Here is a 17,419-nt window from a genome sequence, read left to right as displayed (position 1 = left end):
GTCGGCAGCTTCAGATGTGTATAAGAGACAGCCGCCGATCCGAGGGCCCGCCCGCCCGGTTCCCGTGTCAGTGGGCCGTGGGAGGATCGTCGGCGTACTTCTCACACGCAGTCGAAGGGGAGCGTGCGATGGCGACGAAGCCGCCCAAGGGGGATCCGGTCCAGGACGCGCCGCAGGTCGCGGAGCCCCGGCACGCGGCGGCCGGTCTGCCGGCCGTCGGGCACACGCTGCGCATCGCCCGGCAGCAGATGGGCGTGCGGCGCACCGCGCTCACGCTGCTGCGGGTGAACCAGAAGGACGGCTTCGACTGCCCGGGCTGCGCCTGGCCGGAGCCGGACCACCGGCACGCCGCGGAGTTCTGCGAGAACGGCGCCAAGGCGGTCGCCGAGGAGGCCACGCTGCGGCGGGTCACGCCCGAGTTCTTCGCCGCCCGCTCCGTCGCCGACCTGTCCGGCCGCAGCGGCTACTGGCTGGGCCAGCAGGGCCGGCTCACGCACCCGATGTACCTCCCGGAGGGCGGTACGCACTACGAGCCGGTCTCCTGGGAGCGGGCGTTCGACATCGTCGCCGAGGAGATCGCCGCCCTCGGCTCCCCGGACGAGGCCGTCTTCTACACCTCGGGCCGCACCAGCAACGAGGCCGCGTTCCTGTACCAGCTCTTCGCGCGCGAGCTGGGCACCAACAACCTGCCGGACTGCTCGAACATGTGCCACGAGTCGTCCGGTTCGGCGCTCGGCGAGACCATCGGCATCGGCAAGGGCAGCGTCCTGCTGGAGGATCTGTACCAGGCGGACCTGATCATCGTCGCGGGCCAGAATCCGGGCACGAACCATCCGCGCATGCTCTCCGCGCTGGAGAAGGCGAAGGCGAACGGCGCGCGGATCATCAGTGTCAACCCGCTGCCCGAGGCGGGCCTGGAGCGCTTCAAGAACCCGCAGACCCCGCAGGGGCTGGTGAAGGGCGCCGCCCTCACCGACCTGTTCCTCCAGATCCGCATCGGCGGCGACCAGGCCCTCTTCCGGCTGCTGAACAAGCTGATCCTGGAGACCGACGGCGCGGTCGACGAGGGGTTCGTCGAGGAGCACACCCACGGCTTCGAGGAGTTCACCGAGGCCGCCCGTGCCGCCGACTGGGACGAGACGCTCGCGGCGACCGGCCTCACGCGCGCGGAGATCGAGCGGGCCCTCGGCATGGTCCTCGCCTCGCGGCGGACCATCGTGTGCTGGGCGATGGGCCTCACCCAGCACAAGCACTCCGTCCCGACCATCCGGGAGGTGGTCAACTTCCTGCTGCTGCGCGGCAACATCGGCCGCCCGGGGGCGGGCGTGTGCCCGGTGCGCGGGCACAGCAACGTCCAGGGCGACCGCACCATGGGCATCTTCGAGCGGCCCGCCCCGGCCTTCCTGGACGCGCTGGAGCAGGAGTTCGGGTTCGCGCCGCCGCGCGAGCACGGCTTCGACGTCGTACGGGCCATCCGTGCGCTGCGCGACGGCGAGGCGAAGGTGTTCTTCGCCATGGGCGGCAACTTCGTCTCCGCCTCGCCCGACACCGAGGTCACCGAGGCCGCGATGCGGCGGGCGCGGCTGACCGTGCACGTGTCGACCAAGCTGAACCGCTCGCACGTGGTCACGGGCGCGCGGGCGCTGATCCTGCCCACCCTGGGCCGCACCGAGCGCGATGTGCGGGCGGGCGGTGAGCAGTTCGTGACGGTCGAGGACTCGATGGGCATGGTGCACGCCTCGCGCGGGCGGCTGAAGCCCGCGAGCCCGCAGCTCCGGTCCGAGCCGGCCATCGTCTGCGGTCTGGCCCGCCGGGTGCTCGGCGACCGCAGTGTCGTGCCGTGGGAGGAGTTCGCCCGGGACTACGCCGCGATCCGGGACCGCATCGCGCGCGTGATCCCCGGTTTCGAGGACTTCAACGCGCGCGTGGACCGGCCCGGCGGGTTCGCGCTGCCGCACGCCCCGCGCGACGAGCGCCGCTTCCCGACCGCCACCGGCAAGGCGAACTTCACGGCCGCGCCGGTGGAGTACCCGCGGCTGCCCGAGGGCCGGCTGCTGCTCCAGACCCTGCGCTCGCACGACCAGTACAACACCACGATCTACGGCCTGGACGACCGTTACCGCGGCATCACGGGCGGGCGGCGGGTGGTGCTGGTGCACCCCGAGGACGCGGGTTCGCTCGGGTTCGCCGACGGGCAGTACGTCGACCTGGTGAGCGAGTGGCGGGACGGCGTGGAGCGGCGGGCGCCCGGCTTCCGGGTGGTGCTGTATCCGACGGCCCGCGGGTGCGCCGCGGCCTACTACCCCGAGACGAACGTCCTGGTGCCGCTCGACGCCACCGCCGACACCAGCAACACCCCGGCCAGCAAGTCCGTCGTCGTGCGGCTCGAAGCCCACACCGGGGCCCCGGAGAGCCGTCTGGAAGAATCGGCGACCGACTGAGCGTTCGCTCAGCGAGCAGACCAGACCGGTGGACGAAGAACGGAGCCTGGCCCATGGGCGAGCAGCAGAGTGTGAAGTTCCCGCAAGAGGTCATCGACGAGTACGCGGCGCTCGGCGTGGATCTGCCCGCCCTTTTCTCCGCCGGCCACCTCGGCGCGCGCATGGGCGTGCGCATCGTGGAGGCCTCGGCGGAGAAGGTCGTCGGGACGATGCCGGTGGAGGGCAACACCCAGCCGTACGGCCTGCTGCACGGCGGCGCCTCCGCGGTGCTCGCGGAGACGCTGGGCTCGGTCGGCTCCATGCTGCACGGCGGCGCCTCCAAGATCGCGGTCGGTGTGGACCTCAACTGCACCCACCACCGGGGGGCCCGCTCGGGCCTGGTGACGGGCGTGGCCACGCCCGTGCACCGGGGCCGGTCCACCGCGACGTACGAGATCGTGATCAGCGACGAGCAGGGCCGCCGGGTCTGCTCCGCCCGGCTGACCTGCCTGCTGCGGGACATACACCCCGGCGACGGCGCCCCGGCGCGGACCGCCGAGAGCTGAACACGCTCGACCGGAGCGTCATCCCTCGCCGTCCCCGTGCCCGTCCCCGCCCTTGGCCTCGGCTCAGGGGACGACGAGGAGGCCCGCGCCGCCGGGGGTGAGGCCGCCACGCGGACCGCCCCCCGGCGTCAAGCGGTGAACGCATCAAGCAAGTTGATCGGCCGTCAGGCGCGTGCCGCCCGCACCTCACCACAGCGCCCCGCACCACAGCGCCCCGCCCCGCAGGCCGCCCGCCCCGCACCTTCGGCTCCAGGGTCCTACTGTGCGTGACATCGGGGCCGCCGGCCGCCGTGCCGCGCGTGACACAGCCGCACGCCGACCTCTCCCCGCACCACGGAATCATTCGTTCCGTTCCAGCCGAGGGCGGATTCCACCCACAAGATCACGATAACGCTGCACGTGACGAAATGCGGGAAAGCCTCCGGGAACGCCGGTCCGCCTTTCCTGGTTGTAACTCTGCGTAATACGCGCGCAATACAGGCACAGCGCTTCATCCCGGTACGGCGGCACCCGTCCATCCCCCTCCCGAACCCCGGAAGTCGCCTGTAGCAACGAAATTCGGTCATCAGCAAAACCGCCGAGACGCCTGAATTGATCATGGCGAGTCCTGCGGATTCTCAGAATGCGGACGGTGCGAATCCACCCGAATTCAGCCTTCCCGCCCACGGCGTACCGCTGTGCATTACGTCGTGTCATAACAAGAGCGTCACAGCCTCGCTCAGACACTCCTCCACGTTCCCTACACACGCCTAGAGTCACGGCCAGTCACCGCGCCTTCGGATTGTCAATTCAGCGCGGCGCGCGACTCGGCCGCTTCCACGGGGAGGCGGTTGTGCCTGGGGAAAGGACTGATCGTGCGTCAACGTTCGCTTATCGCCATCACCGCCGCGCTGGCGGCGGGAGCGCTCACACTCACCGCCTGCGGCTCGCGCGACAGCGGCGACAAGGGCTCGGGCTCCGGCGAGGGCGGCGGCACCACCGTTGTCATCGGCGTCGACGCCCCCCTGACCGGCGAGCTGTCCGCCATGGGCCTCGGGATCAAGAACTCGGCGGATCTCGCCGCCAAGACCGCCAACAAGCAGAGCCTCGTCAAGGGCGTCACCTTCAAGATCGAGGCCCTCGACGACCAGGCGCAGCCGTCCGCCGGCCAGCAGAACGCCTCCAAGTTCGTCGGCGAGAGCGAGGTCCTCGGTGTCGTCGGCCCGCTGAACTCCTCGGTCGCCGAGTCGATGCAGAAGGTCTTCGACGACGCCAAGCTGGTCCAGGTCTCCCCGGCCAACACCGGCCCGGCCCTGACCCAGGGCGCGGACTGGCAGAACAAGAAGGTCCGCCCGTACAAGGCGTACTTCCGCACCGCGACCACGGACGCCATCCAGGGCCCGTTCGCCGCCCAGTACGTCTACACCACCGCCAAGAAGAAGAAGGTCTTCGTCATCGACGACAAGAAGACCTACGGCTCCGGCCTCGCGGCCACCTTCACCGGCGAGTTCAAGAAGCTCGGCGGCAAGGTGGTCGGCACCGAGCACATCAACCCGGACGCCAAGGACTTCTCCGCGGTCGCCACCAAGGTCAAGAACTCCGGCGCCGACGTGGTCTACTACGGCGGCGAGTACCCGCAGGCCGGTCCGCTGAGCAAGCAGATCAAGGCCGCCGGCGCCAAGGTCCCGCTGGTCGGCGGTGACGGCATCAAGGACGACACGTTCATGAAGCTGGCGGGCTCCGAGGCCACCGGTGACCTCGCCACCTCCGTCGGCGCCCCGGTCGAGGACCTCCCCTCCGCCAAGCAGTTCGTCGCCGACTACAAGGCCGCCGGCTACAAGGAGGAGTACTCGGCATACGGCGGCTACGCCTACGACTCCGCCTGGTCGATCATCGAGGCCGTGAAGAAGGTCGTCGACGCCAATGGCGGCAAGCTGCCCTCCGACGCCCGCGCGAAGGTCACCGAGGCCATGCAGGGCGTGTCCTTCGACGGTGTGACCGGCAAGGTCTCCTTCGACGAGTACGGCGATGCCACCAACAAGCAGCTGACCGTGTACGCCGTGAAGAACGGTGCCTGGGTGACCGTCAAGTCCGGTACCTACACCGGCTGACCGCGCCTGAACCACCCACGAGCCGCGCGGGGCGCTGTTCCACTGGCGTCCCGCGCGGTGTCGCATCCGGCCACATCCCTCGCACTTTCCGAAAGCTCGGAGGACATGCGGTGAACGAACTGCCGCAGCAGCTGGTCAACGGCCTGCTACTAGGATCCATGTACGGGCTGGTCGCCATCGGCTACACCATGGTCTACGGCATCGTCCAGCTCATCAACTTCGCCCACGGCGAGATATTCATGACGGGGGCGTTCGGCGCGCTCACCGTCTGGCTCTGGCTCCCCGGCGGCACCACCATGTGGATCGCGCTGCCGCTGATGATCATCGGCGCCGTCATCGTCGCGGTCGCCATCGCCGTGGGGGCGGAACGGTTCGCCTACCGTCCCCTCCGCACCGCCCCACGCCTCGCGCCGCTCATCACGGCGATCGGCCTCTCCCTCGCGCTCCAGCAGGCGGTGTGGGCCTGGTACCCGGAGGCGAAGTCCGCGCGCACCTTCCCGCAGATCGAGGGCGGCCCCTTCGAGATCGGCAGCGTCACGATCCAGACCGGTGACGTCTTCCTGGTCGTCGCCGCCCCGCTCAGCATGGCGATCCTCGCGTACTTCGTGATGAAGACCCGCACCGGACGCGGTATGCAGGCCACCGCCCAGGACCCGGACACCGCCAAGCTGATGGGCGTCAACACCGACCGCATCATCGTGATCGCGTTCGCGCTCGGCGCCGCGTTCGCCGCGGTCGGGTCCGTCGCCTACGGCCTAAAGTACGGCGAGATCAACTTCCGGATGGGCTTCATCCTCGGTCTGAAGGCGTTCACCGCGGCCGTCCTCGGCGGCATCGGCAACATCTACGGTGCCATGATCGGCGGTGTGGTCCTCGGCGTCGCCGAGACCCTGGCCACCGCCTACATCGCCGACATCCCGGGCATGGACAAGTTCGGCAGCCAGTCCTGGGCCGACGTCTGGGCCTTCGTACTCCTCATTCTCGTACTGCTGTTCAGGCCGCAGGGCCTGCTCGGCGAACGCGTCGCGGACAGGGCGTGAGACCGATGACCACACAGACCACCGCGCCCGAGACCCCCGGCGCCCACGGGGCCGACGCCCCCTCCGGCCTGGTGCCCCTGCCCGAGAAGGCCGGCCGCGCCCTCGCCCTCGGCGGCAGCGCGCTGACGATCCTCTCCACCTTCCTCGCCTGGACCTGGACCGCCGCGTTCCCCGGTGACCTCACCGTCTACGGCTACCCCGGCGGCCTCCAGGTCCTCGTCCTCATCGGCGCGCTCCTCGCCACCCTGTTCGCGCTCGCCTCCTACGGCCTGAAGGGGCTCGGCTGGCTGGTGCCCGCCGGGGCCGATGCCGCCCTGCGCTTCGCCACCCTCGCCACCTTCGCCACCAGCTGGTACACGGTCATCGCGATCAGCTCCGACCTCGGCGGGGTCGTCAACCTGGAACCGGGCGGCATCCTCGTCGCCGTCGCCAGCCTCGCCGCCCTGGCCGGTGCCCTCGCACTGCCCTTCCAGCGGCCCGAGCCCGAGCCGATCGACCCCGACGACACCGGCTGGGAGAAGTTCAAGCACGGCGCCGCGCACCAGTGGGAGACCACCAAGGCCGTCTTCTCCGCCGGTTCCCCCCGCCCCGTGCCCGCCCTGCCGTCCTACGCCGAGATCCTGATCATCGTCGCGATCCTGGCCCTCGGTCTGATCGTCTTCACCTACGGCATCGGCACCGAGTACGACGAACTGTTCATCGGCTTCCTGATCACCGCGGGCTTCGGCTTCGCCGCGCTCAACAAGGCCGGCCTGATCGCCCAGGCCTCGCAGATCACCTCCCGGCACCAGAACATCACCATCTGCGGTGCCTTCGTTGCGGCGGCCCTGTTCCCCTTCACCCAGACCAGCGACCAGTACGCCACCCTCGGCGTCTACATCCTGATCTTCGCCACCGTCGCCCTCGGCCTGAACATCGTCGTCGGCCTCGCCGGCCTCCTCGACCTCGGTTACGTCGCCTTCCTCGGCGTCGGCGCCTACGCGGCCTCCCTGGTCTCCGGCTCCCCCAGCTCGCCCTTCGACGTGCACTTCCCGTTCTGGGCCGCGGTCCTGGTCGGCGCCGCCGCCTCGCTGGTCTTCGGCGTGCTGATCGGCGCCCCGACGCTCCGGCTGCGCGGCGACTACCTCGCCATCGTCACCCTCGGCTTCGGTGAGATCTTCCGCATCACGGCGAACAACCTGGACGGCACCTCCGGACCCGACATCACCAACGGCTCCAACGGCGTCTCCTCGATCCCCAACCTCGACGTGTTCGGCTTCGACTTCGGCGCCCAGCACGACATGGGCGGCTTCACCATCGGCCGGTTCGCCAACTACTTCTTCCTGATGCTGATCATCACCGCCATCGTGGTCCTGGTCTTCCGCCGCAGCGGCAACTCCCGCATCGGACGGGCCTGGGTGGCCATCCGCGAGGACGAGACCGCCGCGCTCGCCATGGGCATCAACGGCTTCCGGGTCAAGCTCATCGCCTTCGCCGTCGGCGCCTCGCTCGCCGGCCTCGCCGGCACCGTGCAGGCCCACGTCACCTACACCGTGACACCCGAGCAGTACCTCTTCGCCGGTCCCATCCCGCCCAACTCGGCCTTCCTGCTCGCCGCGGTCGTCCTCGGCGGCATGGGCACCATCAGCGGACCGCTGATCGGCGCGGCCCTGCTCTTCCTGATCCCCAACAAGCTCCAGTTCCTCGGCAACTACCAGCTCTTCGCCTTCGGCCTCGCGCTCATCCTGCTGATGCGGTTCCGCCCCGAGGGCCTCATCCCCAACCGGCGCCGCCAGCTCGAGTTCCACGAAGATGCCGAAGCGCCCACCCTCCTCACGAAGGCGGGGGCCTGACCACCATGACCACCGACACCACCACCAAGGACACCCCCGCCGGCGCCGCCGGGCCCGGCCAGACCGTCCTCGACGCCCGCGGCGTCACCATGCGCTTCGGCGGCCTGACCGCCGTACGCGACGTGAACCTGACCGTCGGCGCCGGCGAGATCGTCGGCCTCATCGGCCCCAACGGCGCCGGCAAGACGACCTTCTTCAACTGCCTGACCGGCCTGTACGTCCCCACCGAGGGCGAGGTCCGGTACCGGGGCGAGGTCCTGCCGCCCAAGTCCTTCAAGGTCACCGCGGCCGGCATCGCGCGCACCTTCCAGAACATCCGGCTGTTCGCCAACATGACCGTCCTGGAGAACGTCCTGGTCGGCCGGCACACCCGCACCAAGGAGGGCTTCTGGTCCGCCGTGCTGCGCGGACCCGGCTTCCACCGGGCCGAGAAGGCATCCCGGGACCGCGCCATGGAGCTGCTGGAGTTCGTCGGCCTCGGCCACAAGGCCGAACATCTCGCCCGCAACCTGCCCTACGGCGAGCAGCGCAAGCTGGAGATCGCGCGCGCCCTCGCCAGCGAGCCCGGTCTGCTGCTGCTCGACGAGCCCACGGCCGGCATGAACCCGCAGGAGACCCGGACCACCGAGGAACTGGTCTTCGCCATCCGGGACATGGGCATCGCCGTCCTCGTCATCGAGCACGACATGCGCTTCATCTTCAACCTGTGCGACCGCGTGGCCGTACTCGTACAGGGCGAGAAGCTGATCGAGGGCGACAGCGCGACCGTCCAGGGCGACGAGCGCGTGGTCGCCGCCTACCTCGGCGAACCCTTCGAGGACGCGCCCGGCGCCGAGGAGGCCGCCGAGGTGGCAGCCGCCGAGGCACACGCCGGGGCCGCCGCCGGGGCACACGCCGACCCCGCGGCCACGGGCGCCGACACCCCGACCGACGCCGCGCCCGGCAAGGAGAACGACCGATGACCGCACTGCTGGAAGTCGAGGACCTGCGGGTCGCCTACGGCAAGATCGAAGCCGTCAAGGGCATCTCCTTCACGGTCGAGGCCGGCCAGGTGGTCACCCTCATCGGCACCAACGGCGCCGGCAAGACCACCACCCTGCGCACGCTGTCCGGGCTGCTGAAGCCGGTCGGCGGACAGATCCGGTTCAACGGCAAGTCGCTGAAGAAGGTCCCGGCGCACCAGGTGGTCTCGCTGGGCCTCGCCCACTCCCCCGAGGGGCGGCACATCTTCCCGCGCATGACCATCGAGGACAATCTGCGCCTCGGCGCGTTCCTGCGCAGCGACAGACCGGGCATCGAACAGGACATCCAGCGCGCCTACGACCTCTTCCCCATCCTCGGGGAGCGGCGGAAGCAGGCCGCGGGCACCCTCTCCGGCGGTGAGCAGCAGATGCTGGCGATGGGCAGGGCGCTGATGTCCCAGCCGAAGCTGCTGATGCTGGACGAGCCGTCGATGGGGCTGTCCCCGATCATGATGCAGAAGATCATGGCGACGATCGCCGAGCTGAAGTCCCAGGGCACCACCATCCTGCTGGTGGAGCAGAACGCCCAGGCGGCGCTCTCGCTCGCCGACCAGGGTCATGTCATGGAGGTCGGCAGCATCGTCCTGTCGGGGACCGGGCGGGACCTGCTGCACGACGAGTCGGTGCGGAAGGCCTACCTCGGCGAGGACTGACCGTCCGTCCACGGCGGCCGCTCGGAAACGGGCGGTTCCCCCGCCCGGCCGGCCACACCCGGCCGTCCGGGCACACCCGGCCGTCCGGGCACGCGACGAGGCCCGCGCCCCCTTCTCCGGGGCGCGGGCCTCGTCGTACGAGCGGTGGTCAGCCCTTCTTGGCCGCCTTCTTCTCCTCGTTGTCCGCGATGACCGCCTCGGCGACCTGCTGCATCGACATGCGGCGGTCCATGGAGGTCTTCTGGATCCAGCGGAAGGCGGCCGGCTCGGTCAGGCCGTACTCGGTCTGGAGGATGGACTTCGCGCGGTCGACCAGCTTGCGGGTCTCCAGCCGCTGGGTGAGGTCGGCGACCTCCTGCTCCAGCTGCTTCAGCTCGGTGAACCGGGAGACGGCCATCTCGATCGCCGGGACGACGTCGCTCTTGCTGAACGGCTTGACCAGGTAGGCCATGGCACCGGCGTCCCGGGCCCGCTCCACGAGGTCGCGCTGCGAGAACGCGGTGAGCATCAGGACCGGCGCGATGGACTCCTCGGCGATCTTCTCCGCCGCGGAGATGCCGTCCAGCTTGGGCATCTTCACGTCCAGGATGACCAGGTCCGGCTTGTGCTCGCGGGCCAGCTCGACGGCCTGCTCGCCGTCCCCGGCCTCGCCGACGACGGTGTACCCCTCCTCCTCCAGCATCTCCTTGAGGTCGAGCCGGATCAGTGCCTCGTCCTCGGCGATGACGACACGGGTCGTCAGCGGAGGCACGTGCGACGCGTCGTCGTCGGGCACGTCTACGGGCTGGGGCGACTCGGGGGCGGTCACGGGGGCTCCTCGGTACGGGCCGGGCAGGTGCTGCTGCCTATGCAGCCTACCTAGCGGCAGGGAGCTGTGTTGACCCGGTATGCTTCCGAGCAGCCAGTCCTGCCGGGTTGGTGGAATGGCATACACGGATGTCTCAAACACATCTGCCCGAAAGGGCTTGCGGGTTCGAATCCCGCACCCGGCACCGAGGGAACCCGAAAAGCGGAAGACCACGTGCGTGTGGTCTTCCGCTTTTCGGCGTACAGGAAGGGGCCGGGGCGCTTGATCGCGCCGGGTGGCACCCGCGTCGGCCCCGGGCGCCGCCAGGGGCCCGCGCGGGCCCCGGCCGGTCACCTCGGGCTGTCGTCCTCACCGATGTGGTGGACCCGCACCATGTTGGTCGAGCCGGAGACACCGGGCGGGGAGCCCGCCGTGATCACCACGACATCGCCCCGCTCGCAGCGGCCGTACTCCAGCAGCAGCTCGTCCACCTGCTCGACCATCGCGTCCGTGGAGTCCACGTGCGGGCCGAGGAAGGTCTCCGCGCCCCAGGTGAGGCTGAGCTGGGAGCGGGTGGCCGGCTCGGGGGTGAAGGCGAGCAGCGGGATCGGCGAGCGGTAGCGGGAGAGCCGGCGGGCGGTGTCCCCGGACTGGGTGAAGGCGACCAGGAACTTCGCGTCGAGGAAGTCGCCCATCTCGGCGGCGGCGCGGGCGACGGCGCCGCCCTGGGTGCGTGGCTTGTTCCGGTCGGTCAGCGGGGGCAGGCCCTTGGCCAGCACCTCCTCCTCGACCGCGGTGACGATCTTCGCCATGGTGCGCACGGTCTCGACCGGGTACTTTCCGACGCTGGTCTCGCCGGAGAGCATCACCGCGTCGGTGCCGTCCAGGATCGCGTTGGCGACGTCGGATGCCTCGGCGCGGGTGGGCCGGGAGTTCTCGATCATCGAGTCGAGCATCTGGGTGGCGACGATCACCGGCTTGGCGTTGCGCCGGGCGAGCTTGATCGCACGCTTCTGGACGATCGGCACCTGTTCCAGCGGCATCTCGACACCCAGGTCGCCGCGGGCGACCATCAGCCCGTCGAAGGCGGCGACGATGCCTTCGAGGTTCCGCACCGCCTGCGGCTTCTCGACCTTGGCGATCACCGGGAGGCGACGGCCCTCCTCGGCCATGATCCGGTGCACGTCCTCGATGTCGTCGGCGCTGCGGACGAAGGAGAGGGCGATCACGTCGAAGCCGGTGCGCAGCGCCCAGCGCAGGTCGTCCTCGTCCTTCTCGGAGAGGGCGGGGACGGAGACGGCGACGCCGGGGAGGTTGAGGCCCTTGTGGTCGGAGACGACACCGCCCTCGACCACGCGGGTGCGCACCCGGGGGCCGTCGACGGCGGTGACCTCCAGGCAGACCTTGCCGTCGTCCACCAGGACGCGCTCGCCGGGGGTGACGTCGGCGGCGAGGCCGGCGTGCGTGGTGCCGCACCGGTGGCGGTCGCCCTCGACGCCGTCCTCCACGGTGATGGTGAAGGTGTCGTCGCGTTCGAGGAGTACGGGGCCTTCGGCGAAGCGGCCGAGCCGGATCTTCGGGCCCTGAAGGTCCGCGAGGATGCCGACGCTGCGGCCGGTTTCGTCGGCCGCCTTTCGCACGCGCTGGTAACGCTCCTCGTGCTCGGCCCGGGTGCCGTGGCTGAGGTTGAACCGGGCGACGTCCATTCCGGCCTCGACCAGTGCCTTGATCTGGTCGTACGAGTCGGTGGCGGGCCCCAGGGTACAGACGATCTTTGCTCGGCGCATGGATCGAGCCTAGGGCTTACCCGCCGGTAGGGAATCCGGCCCGCATGACCTCCCAACAACCTTTGCATGAAGGGTTGTTGACACGAGTTGAAGTGTGCGGCGACTTGCTCCGATGAGCGGATTCCCCTCGGCAAGCCTGGCGCACAGGGTCATGTTCAGGTCAGAATCTACGCGCGTTGTCGACCCGTTCCGCTAGGAGAACCAGAGATGCCCCTGAACCGCCGGAAGTTCCTGAAGAAGTCCGCCGCCACCGGAGCGGGAGTGGCGATCGCCGGTGCGGCGGCGGCTCCGGCGGCCGAGGCGGCGGAGCACGGCGGGCCCGGGCACCCCGCGAAGCGGTACTCCCTGACCGTCATGGGCACCACCGACCTGCACGGCCATGTCTTCAACTGGGACTACTTCAAGAACGCCGAGTACAAGGACGCGGCGGGCAACGCGACCGGCCTGGCGCGGATCTCGACGCTGGTCGAGCAGGTGCGCGCGGAGAAGGGCCGGCGCAACACCCTGCTGCTGGACGCCGGTGACACCATCCAGGGCACCCCGCTGACCTACTACTACGCCAAGGTCGACCCGATCACCGCCGAGGGCGGCCCGGTGCACCCGATGGCGCAGGCGATGAACGCGATCGGGTACGACGCGGCGGCCCTCGGCAACCACGAGTTCAACTACGGCATCGAGACGCTGCGCACGTTCGAGGACCAGCTCGACTTCCCGCTGCTCGGCGCCAACGCGGTGGACGCCAGGACGCTGCGGCCCGCCTTCCCGCCGTACCTCATGAAGACGTTCCACGTGCCGGGCGCGCGGCCGGTCAAGGTCGCCGTCCTGGGGCTGACCAACCCCGGCATCGCCATCTGGGACAAGGCGTACGTGCAGGGCAGGCTGGCGTTCCCGGGTCTGGTGGAGCAGGCCGCCACCTGGGTGCCGAAGCTGAGGTCGATGGGCGCGGACGTGGTCGTCGTCTCGGCCCACTCGGGCACGTCGGGCACGTCGTCGTACGCCGACCAGGTGCCGTACGTGGAGAACGCGGCGGCCGACGTCGCCCGCCGGGTGCCCGGCATCGACGCCATCCTGGTCGGTCACGCGCACCTGGAGATCCCGGAGCTGAAGGTCGTCAACGAGAAGACCGGCAGGACCGTCGTGCTCTCCGAGCCGCTGTGCTACGCCGAGCGGCTCACCCTCTTCGACATCGAGCTGGTGTTCGCCAAGGGCCGCTGGGAGGTCGAGTCGGTCTCCGCGTCGCTGCGCGACTCCAGGACCGTCGCCGACGACCCGAGGATCACCAAGCTGCTGGCCGACGAGCACGAGAAGGTCGTCGCCTACGTCAACCAGGTGGTGGGCCGGGCGACCGAGACCCTGACCACCGTCAAGGCCCGCTACCAGGACGCCCCGATCATCGATCTGATCACCAAGGTCCAGGAGGACGTGGTGAAGGCGGCGCTCGCGGGCACCGAGTACGCCTCGCTGCCGGTGCTCGCCCAGGCGTCGCCGTTCTCCCGGACCTCCGAGATCCCGGCCGGCGACGTCACCGTCCGGGACCTGTCGAGCCTGTACGTGTACGACAACACGCTGGTCGCCAAGTTGCTGACGGGCGCCCAGGTGCGGGCCTACCTGGAGTACTCGGCGGAGTACTACGTCCAGACCGCCGCCGGCGCCCCGGTGGACGTGGAGAAGCTGACCAACGCCGGCGGTCGCCCGGACTACAACTACGACTACGTCTCGGGGCTGTCCTACGACATCGACATCGCCCAGCCGGCCGGGTCCCGGATCAGGAACCTGACCTTCGGCGGGGCGCCGCTGGACGACGCGCAGCAGTTCGTGCTCGCGGTGAACAACTACCGCGCCAACGGCGGCGGTGCCTTCCCCTACGTCGCCACCGCCAAGGAGCTGTGGTCGGAGTCGACGGAGATCCGCACCCGGATCGCGGAGTGGGTGACCGCGAAGGGTGTGCTGGACCCGAAGGACTTCGCGTCGGTGGACTGGAGGCTGGTGCGGGGCGGTACGCCGGTCTTCTAGCCGGCCGGGGCAGGTGGCTCAGATCCCCTCGACGAGCGGGGTGAGCCGCTTCGGCTGCCTGGCCTGCGGCACCCGGTCCGCCGGATCGTCCAGCCCGAAGGAGGTGAAGGCGGTCCGGCGGGGCAGGGGGTAGGTCTCCTTGCCGGTGAGGGAGTTGAGGATGGTCGCGCTGCGCCAGGCGGCCAGGCCGAGGTCGGGCGTGCCGACGCCGTGGGTGTGCAGCTCGGCGTTCTGGACGTGGACCGAGCCGGTCACCGAGGGGTCCAGGACGAGCCGGAACTCCTCGTCGACGCGCGGGCGTTCGCCGTTGTCGCGGCGGATGTAGGGGTCGAGGCCGGCGAGGACGCGGTCGAGGGGGCGTTCGCGGTAGCCGGTGGCGAGGACGACGGCGTCGGTGGTGAGCCGGGAGCGGCTGCCCTGCTGGAGGTGTTCCAGATGCAGTTCGATCTTGGTGGTGGCGATGCGGCCGGCGGTGCGGACGCGGACGCCGGGGGTGAGGACGGCGTCCGGCCAGCCGCCGTGCAGGGTGCGCCGGTACAGCTCGTCGTGGATGGCGGCGAGGGTGCCGGCGTCGATGCCCTTGTGCAGCTGCCACTGGGCGGCGACCAGCCGGTCGCGGACGGGCTCGGCGAGGGCGTGGAAGTAGCGCGTGTAGTCGGGGGTGAAGTGCTCCAGGCCCAGCTTGGAGTACTCCATCGGCGCGAACGCCTCGCTCCGCCCAATCCAGTGCAGCCCCTCCCGGCCTTCCGGGCGGCGGCGCAGCAGATCGAGGAAGACCTCGGCGCCGGACTGTCCGGAGCCGACGACGGTGACGTGTCCGGCGGCCAGCACGGAGTCGCGGTGGCCCAGGTAGTCCGCGGCGTGGATGACGGGTACGCCGGGCGTGTCCACCAGGGGCTTGAGCGGGTCGGGCACGTAGGGGGCGGTGCCGATGCCGATGACGACGTTGCGGGTGTACGTACGGCCCAGGGCCTCAACCTCGCCCCCGGCGCCGGGCTGGGTGTGGTCGACCTCGAACACGTCCCGTTCGGGATTCCAGCGGACGGCGTCGACCCGGTGGCCGAAGCGCAGCCCGGGGAGGGCCTCGGCGACCCAGCGGCAGTACGCGTCGTACTCGGCGCGCTGGAGGTGGAAGCGCTCGGCGAAGTAGAACGGGAAGAGCCGCTCGCGGTCTCTGAGGTAGCTGAGGAAACTCCAGCGGCTGGTGGGGTCGGCGAGGGTCACCAGGTCGGCCAGGAACGGCACTTGGACGGTGGCGCCCTCGATGAGCAGTCCGGGGTGCCAGTCGAAGCGGGGACGTTGTTCGTAGAAGACGGCGTCGAGTTCGGCCAGCGGGTGGGCGAGGGCGGCGAGGGAGAGGTTGCAGGGGCCGATGCCGATGCCGACGAGGTCGCGGGGGGAGGCCGGCTCGGGGGGTGCGGGGTGGGTCATCCGGGGGTGCTTCCTTCGACGAGTTCGAGCAGGTGGGCCAGGTCGTCCGGCCGGGTCCGGGGGTTGAGGACGGTGACCTTGAGCCAGAGCCGGCCGTCGAGCCGGGCGCGGCCGAGCACGGCCCGGCCCTCGTGCAGCAGCCGTCGGCGGGCGGCGGCGACGGTGTCGTCGGCCGCTCCTGCCGGGCGGAACAGCACGGTGCTGATGACGGGCTGGCCGTACAGCTCGAAGCCGGGGTGGCCGTCGATCAGTGCGGCCAGTTCGCGGGCGCGGGCGCAGACCTGGTCGACCAGGGCGCCGAGGCCGTCGCGGCCCAGTGTCCTCAGGGTGACGGCGATCTTCAGGATGTCGGGGCGGCGGCTGGTGCGCGGGGAGCGGCCGAGCAGGTCGGGGAGTCCGGCGTCGGTGTCGTCGTCGGCGTTCAGGTAGTCCGCGCGCTGGTGGAGCGCGGTGAGTTCGCCGGGGCGGGACACGGCGAGGAGACCGGCGGCGACCGGCTGCCAGCCGAGCTTGTGCAGGTCGAGGGTGACGGTGTGGGCGGCTTCGAGGCCGGCGAGCAGGCCCCGGTGCCGGTCGCTGAAGAGGAGGCCGCCGCCGTAGGCCGCGTCGACGTGCAGCCGGGCGCCGTGGGCGGCGCACCGCCCGGCGATCTCGGGGAGCGGGTCGATGAGGCCGGCGTCGGTGGTGCCGGCGGTGGCGGCGACCAGCAGGGGACCGGGCAGCGCGGTGAGGGCCTCGTCCAGGGCGGCCGGGTCCAGGGTGCCGCGGGGCGCCGGGACGACGACCGGGTCCGGCAGGCCGAGCAGCCAGGCGGCGCGCGGCAGCGAGTGGTGGGCGTTCGCGCCGTGGACCAGGCGGACGCCGGCGCCGTGCGCCTCGCGGGCGAGCAGCAGGGCGAGCTGGTTGGACTCGGTGCCGCCGGTCGTGACGAGGGCGTCGGCGAGGTGGGCGGTGCGGGCGAGGGCGCGGGTGACCGCGGTTTCCAGGGCGGAGGCGGCCGGGGCCTGGTCCCAGGAGTCCAGGGAGGGGTTGAGGGCGCTCGCGGCGAGGTCGGCGGCGGCGGCCACGGCGAGCGGCGGGCAGTGCAGATGGGCCGCGCAGAGCGGGTCGGCCGGGTCGGCGGCGCCGGCGGCGAGGGCCTGGACGAGGGTGCGCAGGGCGTCCGGGTCGCCGGTGTCCGGCAGGACGTCCCCGAGGGCGGCGGTGACGCGCGCGGTGACGGCGCCGGGTCCGCCGGCGGGGAGCGGGCCGCCGCGCTCGGCGGCGCCGGCCTCGAGTGCGTCGAGCACCGTGCCGAGGAGGGACCGGAGCGCCGCGGGGCCGCCGGGACCGGAGGCGAGCGGCGGCGGGCTCACGGTCCACCCCCGGTGTGCCGAGGGTGGCTCCGGGCCTGCGGCGAGCGGCGGCGGGCTCGTGGCCTCTCCTGCGCTCATGGGCTCTCCTCCGGGCCGCGGGGACGTCCGGCGGGCGTCCGGGCCCGGGGGCTTCCGGCTCGTGGGGTCCGCTGACGGGTGGAGCCCCAGCTTGGACCGGGAGGGCGCCCGGTGTCCCGGAGGCCCGGCCAACGGAACCCGAAAGTGTGTACTGCCGTGGCGGGAGCGGCGGTTGGATGATCGGATCTACGCCCGGGAGCCCCCGGCGTGGTCCCGGGCCCACCGGGCGAAGGTGCGGGCCGGGGTGCCCACGGGAGGGCGTGGGTGGCGAAGGCGCCCGGGCGCGGAACGCCCGGGCGATGACGCCGGGGAGCGGGACGTCGTACTCCGTACCGCTGAACGCGG

The 17,419-nt window shown here is 71.1% G+C and carries 12 protein-coding genes and 1 tRNA gene; 9 read left to right on the top strand and 4 right to left on the bottom strand.

The features are described 5' to 3' along the window. Nucleotides 1-128 precede the first annotated feature (128 nt). The 7 genes from IF37_RS0128570 to IF37_RS0128540 all read left to right on the top strand — a co-directional run bounded on the left by IF37_RS0128570 (nt 129) and on the right by IF37_RS0128540 (nt 9,623). Entirely contained in the window at nt 129-2,441 is a 2,313-nt protein-coding gene (locus tag IF37_RS0128570) for an FdhF/YdeP family oxidoreductase (protein ID WP_030748658.1), read from the top strand. Nucleotides 2,442-2,494: 53 nt separating this feature from the next. Beyond that, nucleotides 2,495-2,986 (top strand): PaaI family thioesterase, encoded by a 492-nt coding sequence (locus IF37_RS0128565; RefSeq protein WP_030748655.1) that lies wholly within the window; start codon nt 2,495-2,497, stop codon nt 2,984-2,986. Nucleotides 2,987-3,840: 854 nt separating this feature from the next. Then, on the top strand, nt 3,841-5,076 hold the full coding sequence (locus tag IF37_RS0128560) for a branched-chain amino acid ABC transporter substrate-binding protein (RefSeq protein WP_030748652.1): 1,236 nt from the start codon (nt 3,841-3,843) through the stop codon (nt 5,074-5,076). A 110-nt stretch (nt 5,077-5,186) separates the two neighbouring features. Then, nucleotides 5,187-6,116 (top strand): branched-chain amino acid ABC transporter permease, encoded by a 930-nt coding sequence (locus tag IF37_RS0128555; protein ID WP_030748649.1) that lies wholly within the window; start codon nt 5,187-5,189, stop codon nt 6,114-6,116. Between the two features lie 5 nt (nt 6,117-6,121). Continuing rightward, nucleotides 6,122-7,948: a branched-chain amino acid ABC transporter permease gene (locus tag IF37_RS0128550; RefSeq protein ID WP_030748646.1), complete on the top strand. Its 1,827-nt coding sequence runs from the start codon at nt 6,122-6,124 to the stop codon at nt 7,946-7,948. Nucleotides 7,949-7,953: 5 nt separating this feature from the next. Further along, nucleotides 7,954-8,910, top strand: coding sequence for an ABC transporter ATP-binding protein (locus IF37_RS0128545; protein WP_030748642.1), 957 nt, complete (start codon nt 7,954-7,956; stop codon nt 8,908-8,910). Further along, nucleotides 8,907-9,623: an ABC transporter ATP-binding protein gene (locus IF37_RS0128540; protein ID WP_030748639.1), complete on the top strand. Its 717-nt coding sequence runs from the start codon at nt 8,907-8,909 to the stop codon at nt 9,621-9,623. Before IF37_RS0128545 ends, IF37_RS0128540 begins: the two co-directional genes overlap by 4 nt. Nucleotides 9,624-9,771: 148 nt before the next feature. On the opposite strand, the gene IF37_RS0128535 is transcribed toward IF37_RS0128540, so the two are convergent. After that, on the bottom strand, nt 9,772-10,431 hold the full coding sequence (locus IF37_RS0128535; protein ID WP_030748636.1) for an ANTAR domain-containing response regulator: 660 nt from the start codon (nt 10,429-10,431) through the stop codon (nt 9,772-9,774). Between the two features lie 101 nt (nt 10,432-10,532). On the opposite strand from IF37_RS0128535, the gene IF37_RS0128530 reads away from it, so the two are divergent. Further along, nucleotides 10,533-10,615: transfer RNA gene (locus IF37_RS0128530), tRNA-Leu, on the top strand. A 145-nt stretch (nt 10,616-10,760) separates the two neighbouring features. Here IF37_RS0128530 and pyk read toward each other — a convergent pair. Continuing rightward, nucleotides 10,761-12,197 carry a pyruvate kinase gene (pyk, locus tag IF37_RS0128525; RefSeq protein ID WP_030748633.1) on the bottom strand — a complete coding sequence of 479 codons (1,437 nt, stop codon included), beginning with the start codon at nt 12,195-12,197 and terminating at the stop codon, nt 10,761-10,763. A gap of 207 nt (nt 12,198-12,404) precedes the next feature. Between pyk and IF37_RS0128520 the strand changes: the two genes are divergently transcribed. Continuing rightward, nucleotides 12,405-14,210: a bifunctional UDP-sugar hydrolase/5'-nucleotidase gene (locus IF37_RS0128520; RefSeq protein ID WP_030748629.1), complete on the top strand. Its 1,806-nt coding sequence runs from the start codon at nt 12,405-12,407 to the stop codon at nt 14,208-14,210. An 18-nt stretch (nt 14,211-14,228) separates the two neighbouring features. Here IF37_RS0128520 and IF37_RS0128515 read toward each other — a convergent pair whose 3' ends face one another. Then, on the bottom strand, nt 14,229-15,641 hold the full coding sequence (locus IF37_RS0128515) for a lysine N(6)-hydroxylase/L-ornithine N(5)-oxygenase family protein (protein WP_030748626.1): 1,413 nt from the start codon (nt 15,639-15,641) through the stop codon (nt 14,229-14,231). Then, nucleotides 15,638-16,996, bottom strand: a complete 1,359-nt coding sequence (locus IF37_RS0128510; protein ID WP_030748624.1) for an aminotransferase class V-fold PLP-dependent enzyme — start codon at nt 16,994-16,996, stop codon at nt 15,638-15,640. Before IF37_RS0128510 ends, IF37_RS0128515 begins: the two co-directional genes overlap by 4 nt. Between the last annotated feature and the right edge of the window lie 423 nt (nt 16,997-17,419).

The organism is Streptomyces sp. NRRL S-31 (genome assembly GCF_000718775.1).
Classification (GTDB): Bacteria; Actinomycetota; Actinomycetes; order Streptomycetales; family Streptomycetaceae; genus Streptomyces.
Note: the sequence above shows the minus strand (reverse complement) of the source record. Positions and strands in the feature narration are given on the sequence as shown.

Bases quoted from the DNA above. Each gene is read 5' to 3' on its own strand.
- IF37_RS0128570 (WP_030748658.1), top strand. From the start codon at position 129: ATGGCGACGAAGCCGCCCAAGGGGGATCCGGTCCAGGACGCGCCGCAG.
- IF37_RS0128565 (WP_030748655.1), top strand. From the start codon at position 2,495: ATGGGCGAGCAGCAGAGTGTGAAGTTCCCGCAAGAGGTCATCGACGAG.
- IF37_RS0128550 (WP_030748646.1), top strand. From the start codon at position 6,122: ATGACCACACAGACCACCGCGCCCGAGACCCCCGGCGCCCACGGGGCC.
- IF37_RS0128545 (WP_030748642.1), top strand. From the start codon at position 7,954: ATGACCACCGACACCACCACCAAGGACACCCCCGCCGGCGCCGCCGGG.
- IF37_RS0128540 (WP_030748639.1), top strand. From the start codon at position 8,907: ATGACCGCACTGCTGGAAGTCGAGGACCTGCGGGTCGCCTACGGCAAG.
- pyk (WP_030748633.1), bottom strand. From the start codon at position 12,197: ATGCGCCGAGCAAAGATCGTCTGTACCCTGGGGCCCGCCACCGACTCG.
- IF37_RS0128520 (WP_030748629.1), top strand. From the start codon at position 12,405: ATGCCCCTGAACCGCCGGAAGTTCCTGAAGAAGTCCGCCGCCACCGGA.
- IF37_RS0128515 (WP_030748626.1), bottom strand. From the start codon at position 15,641: ATGACCCACCCCGCACCCCCCGAGCCGGCCTCCCCCCGCGACCTCGTC.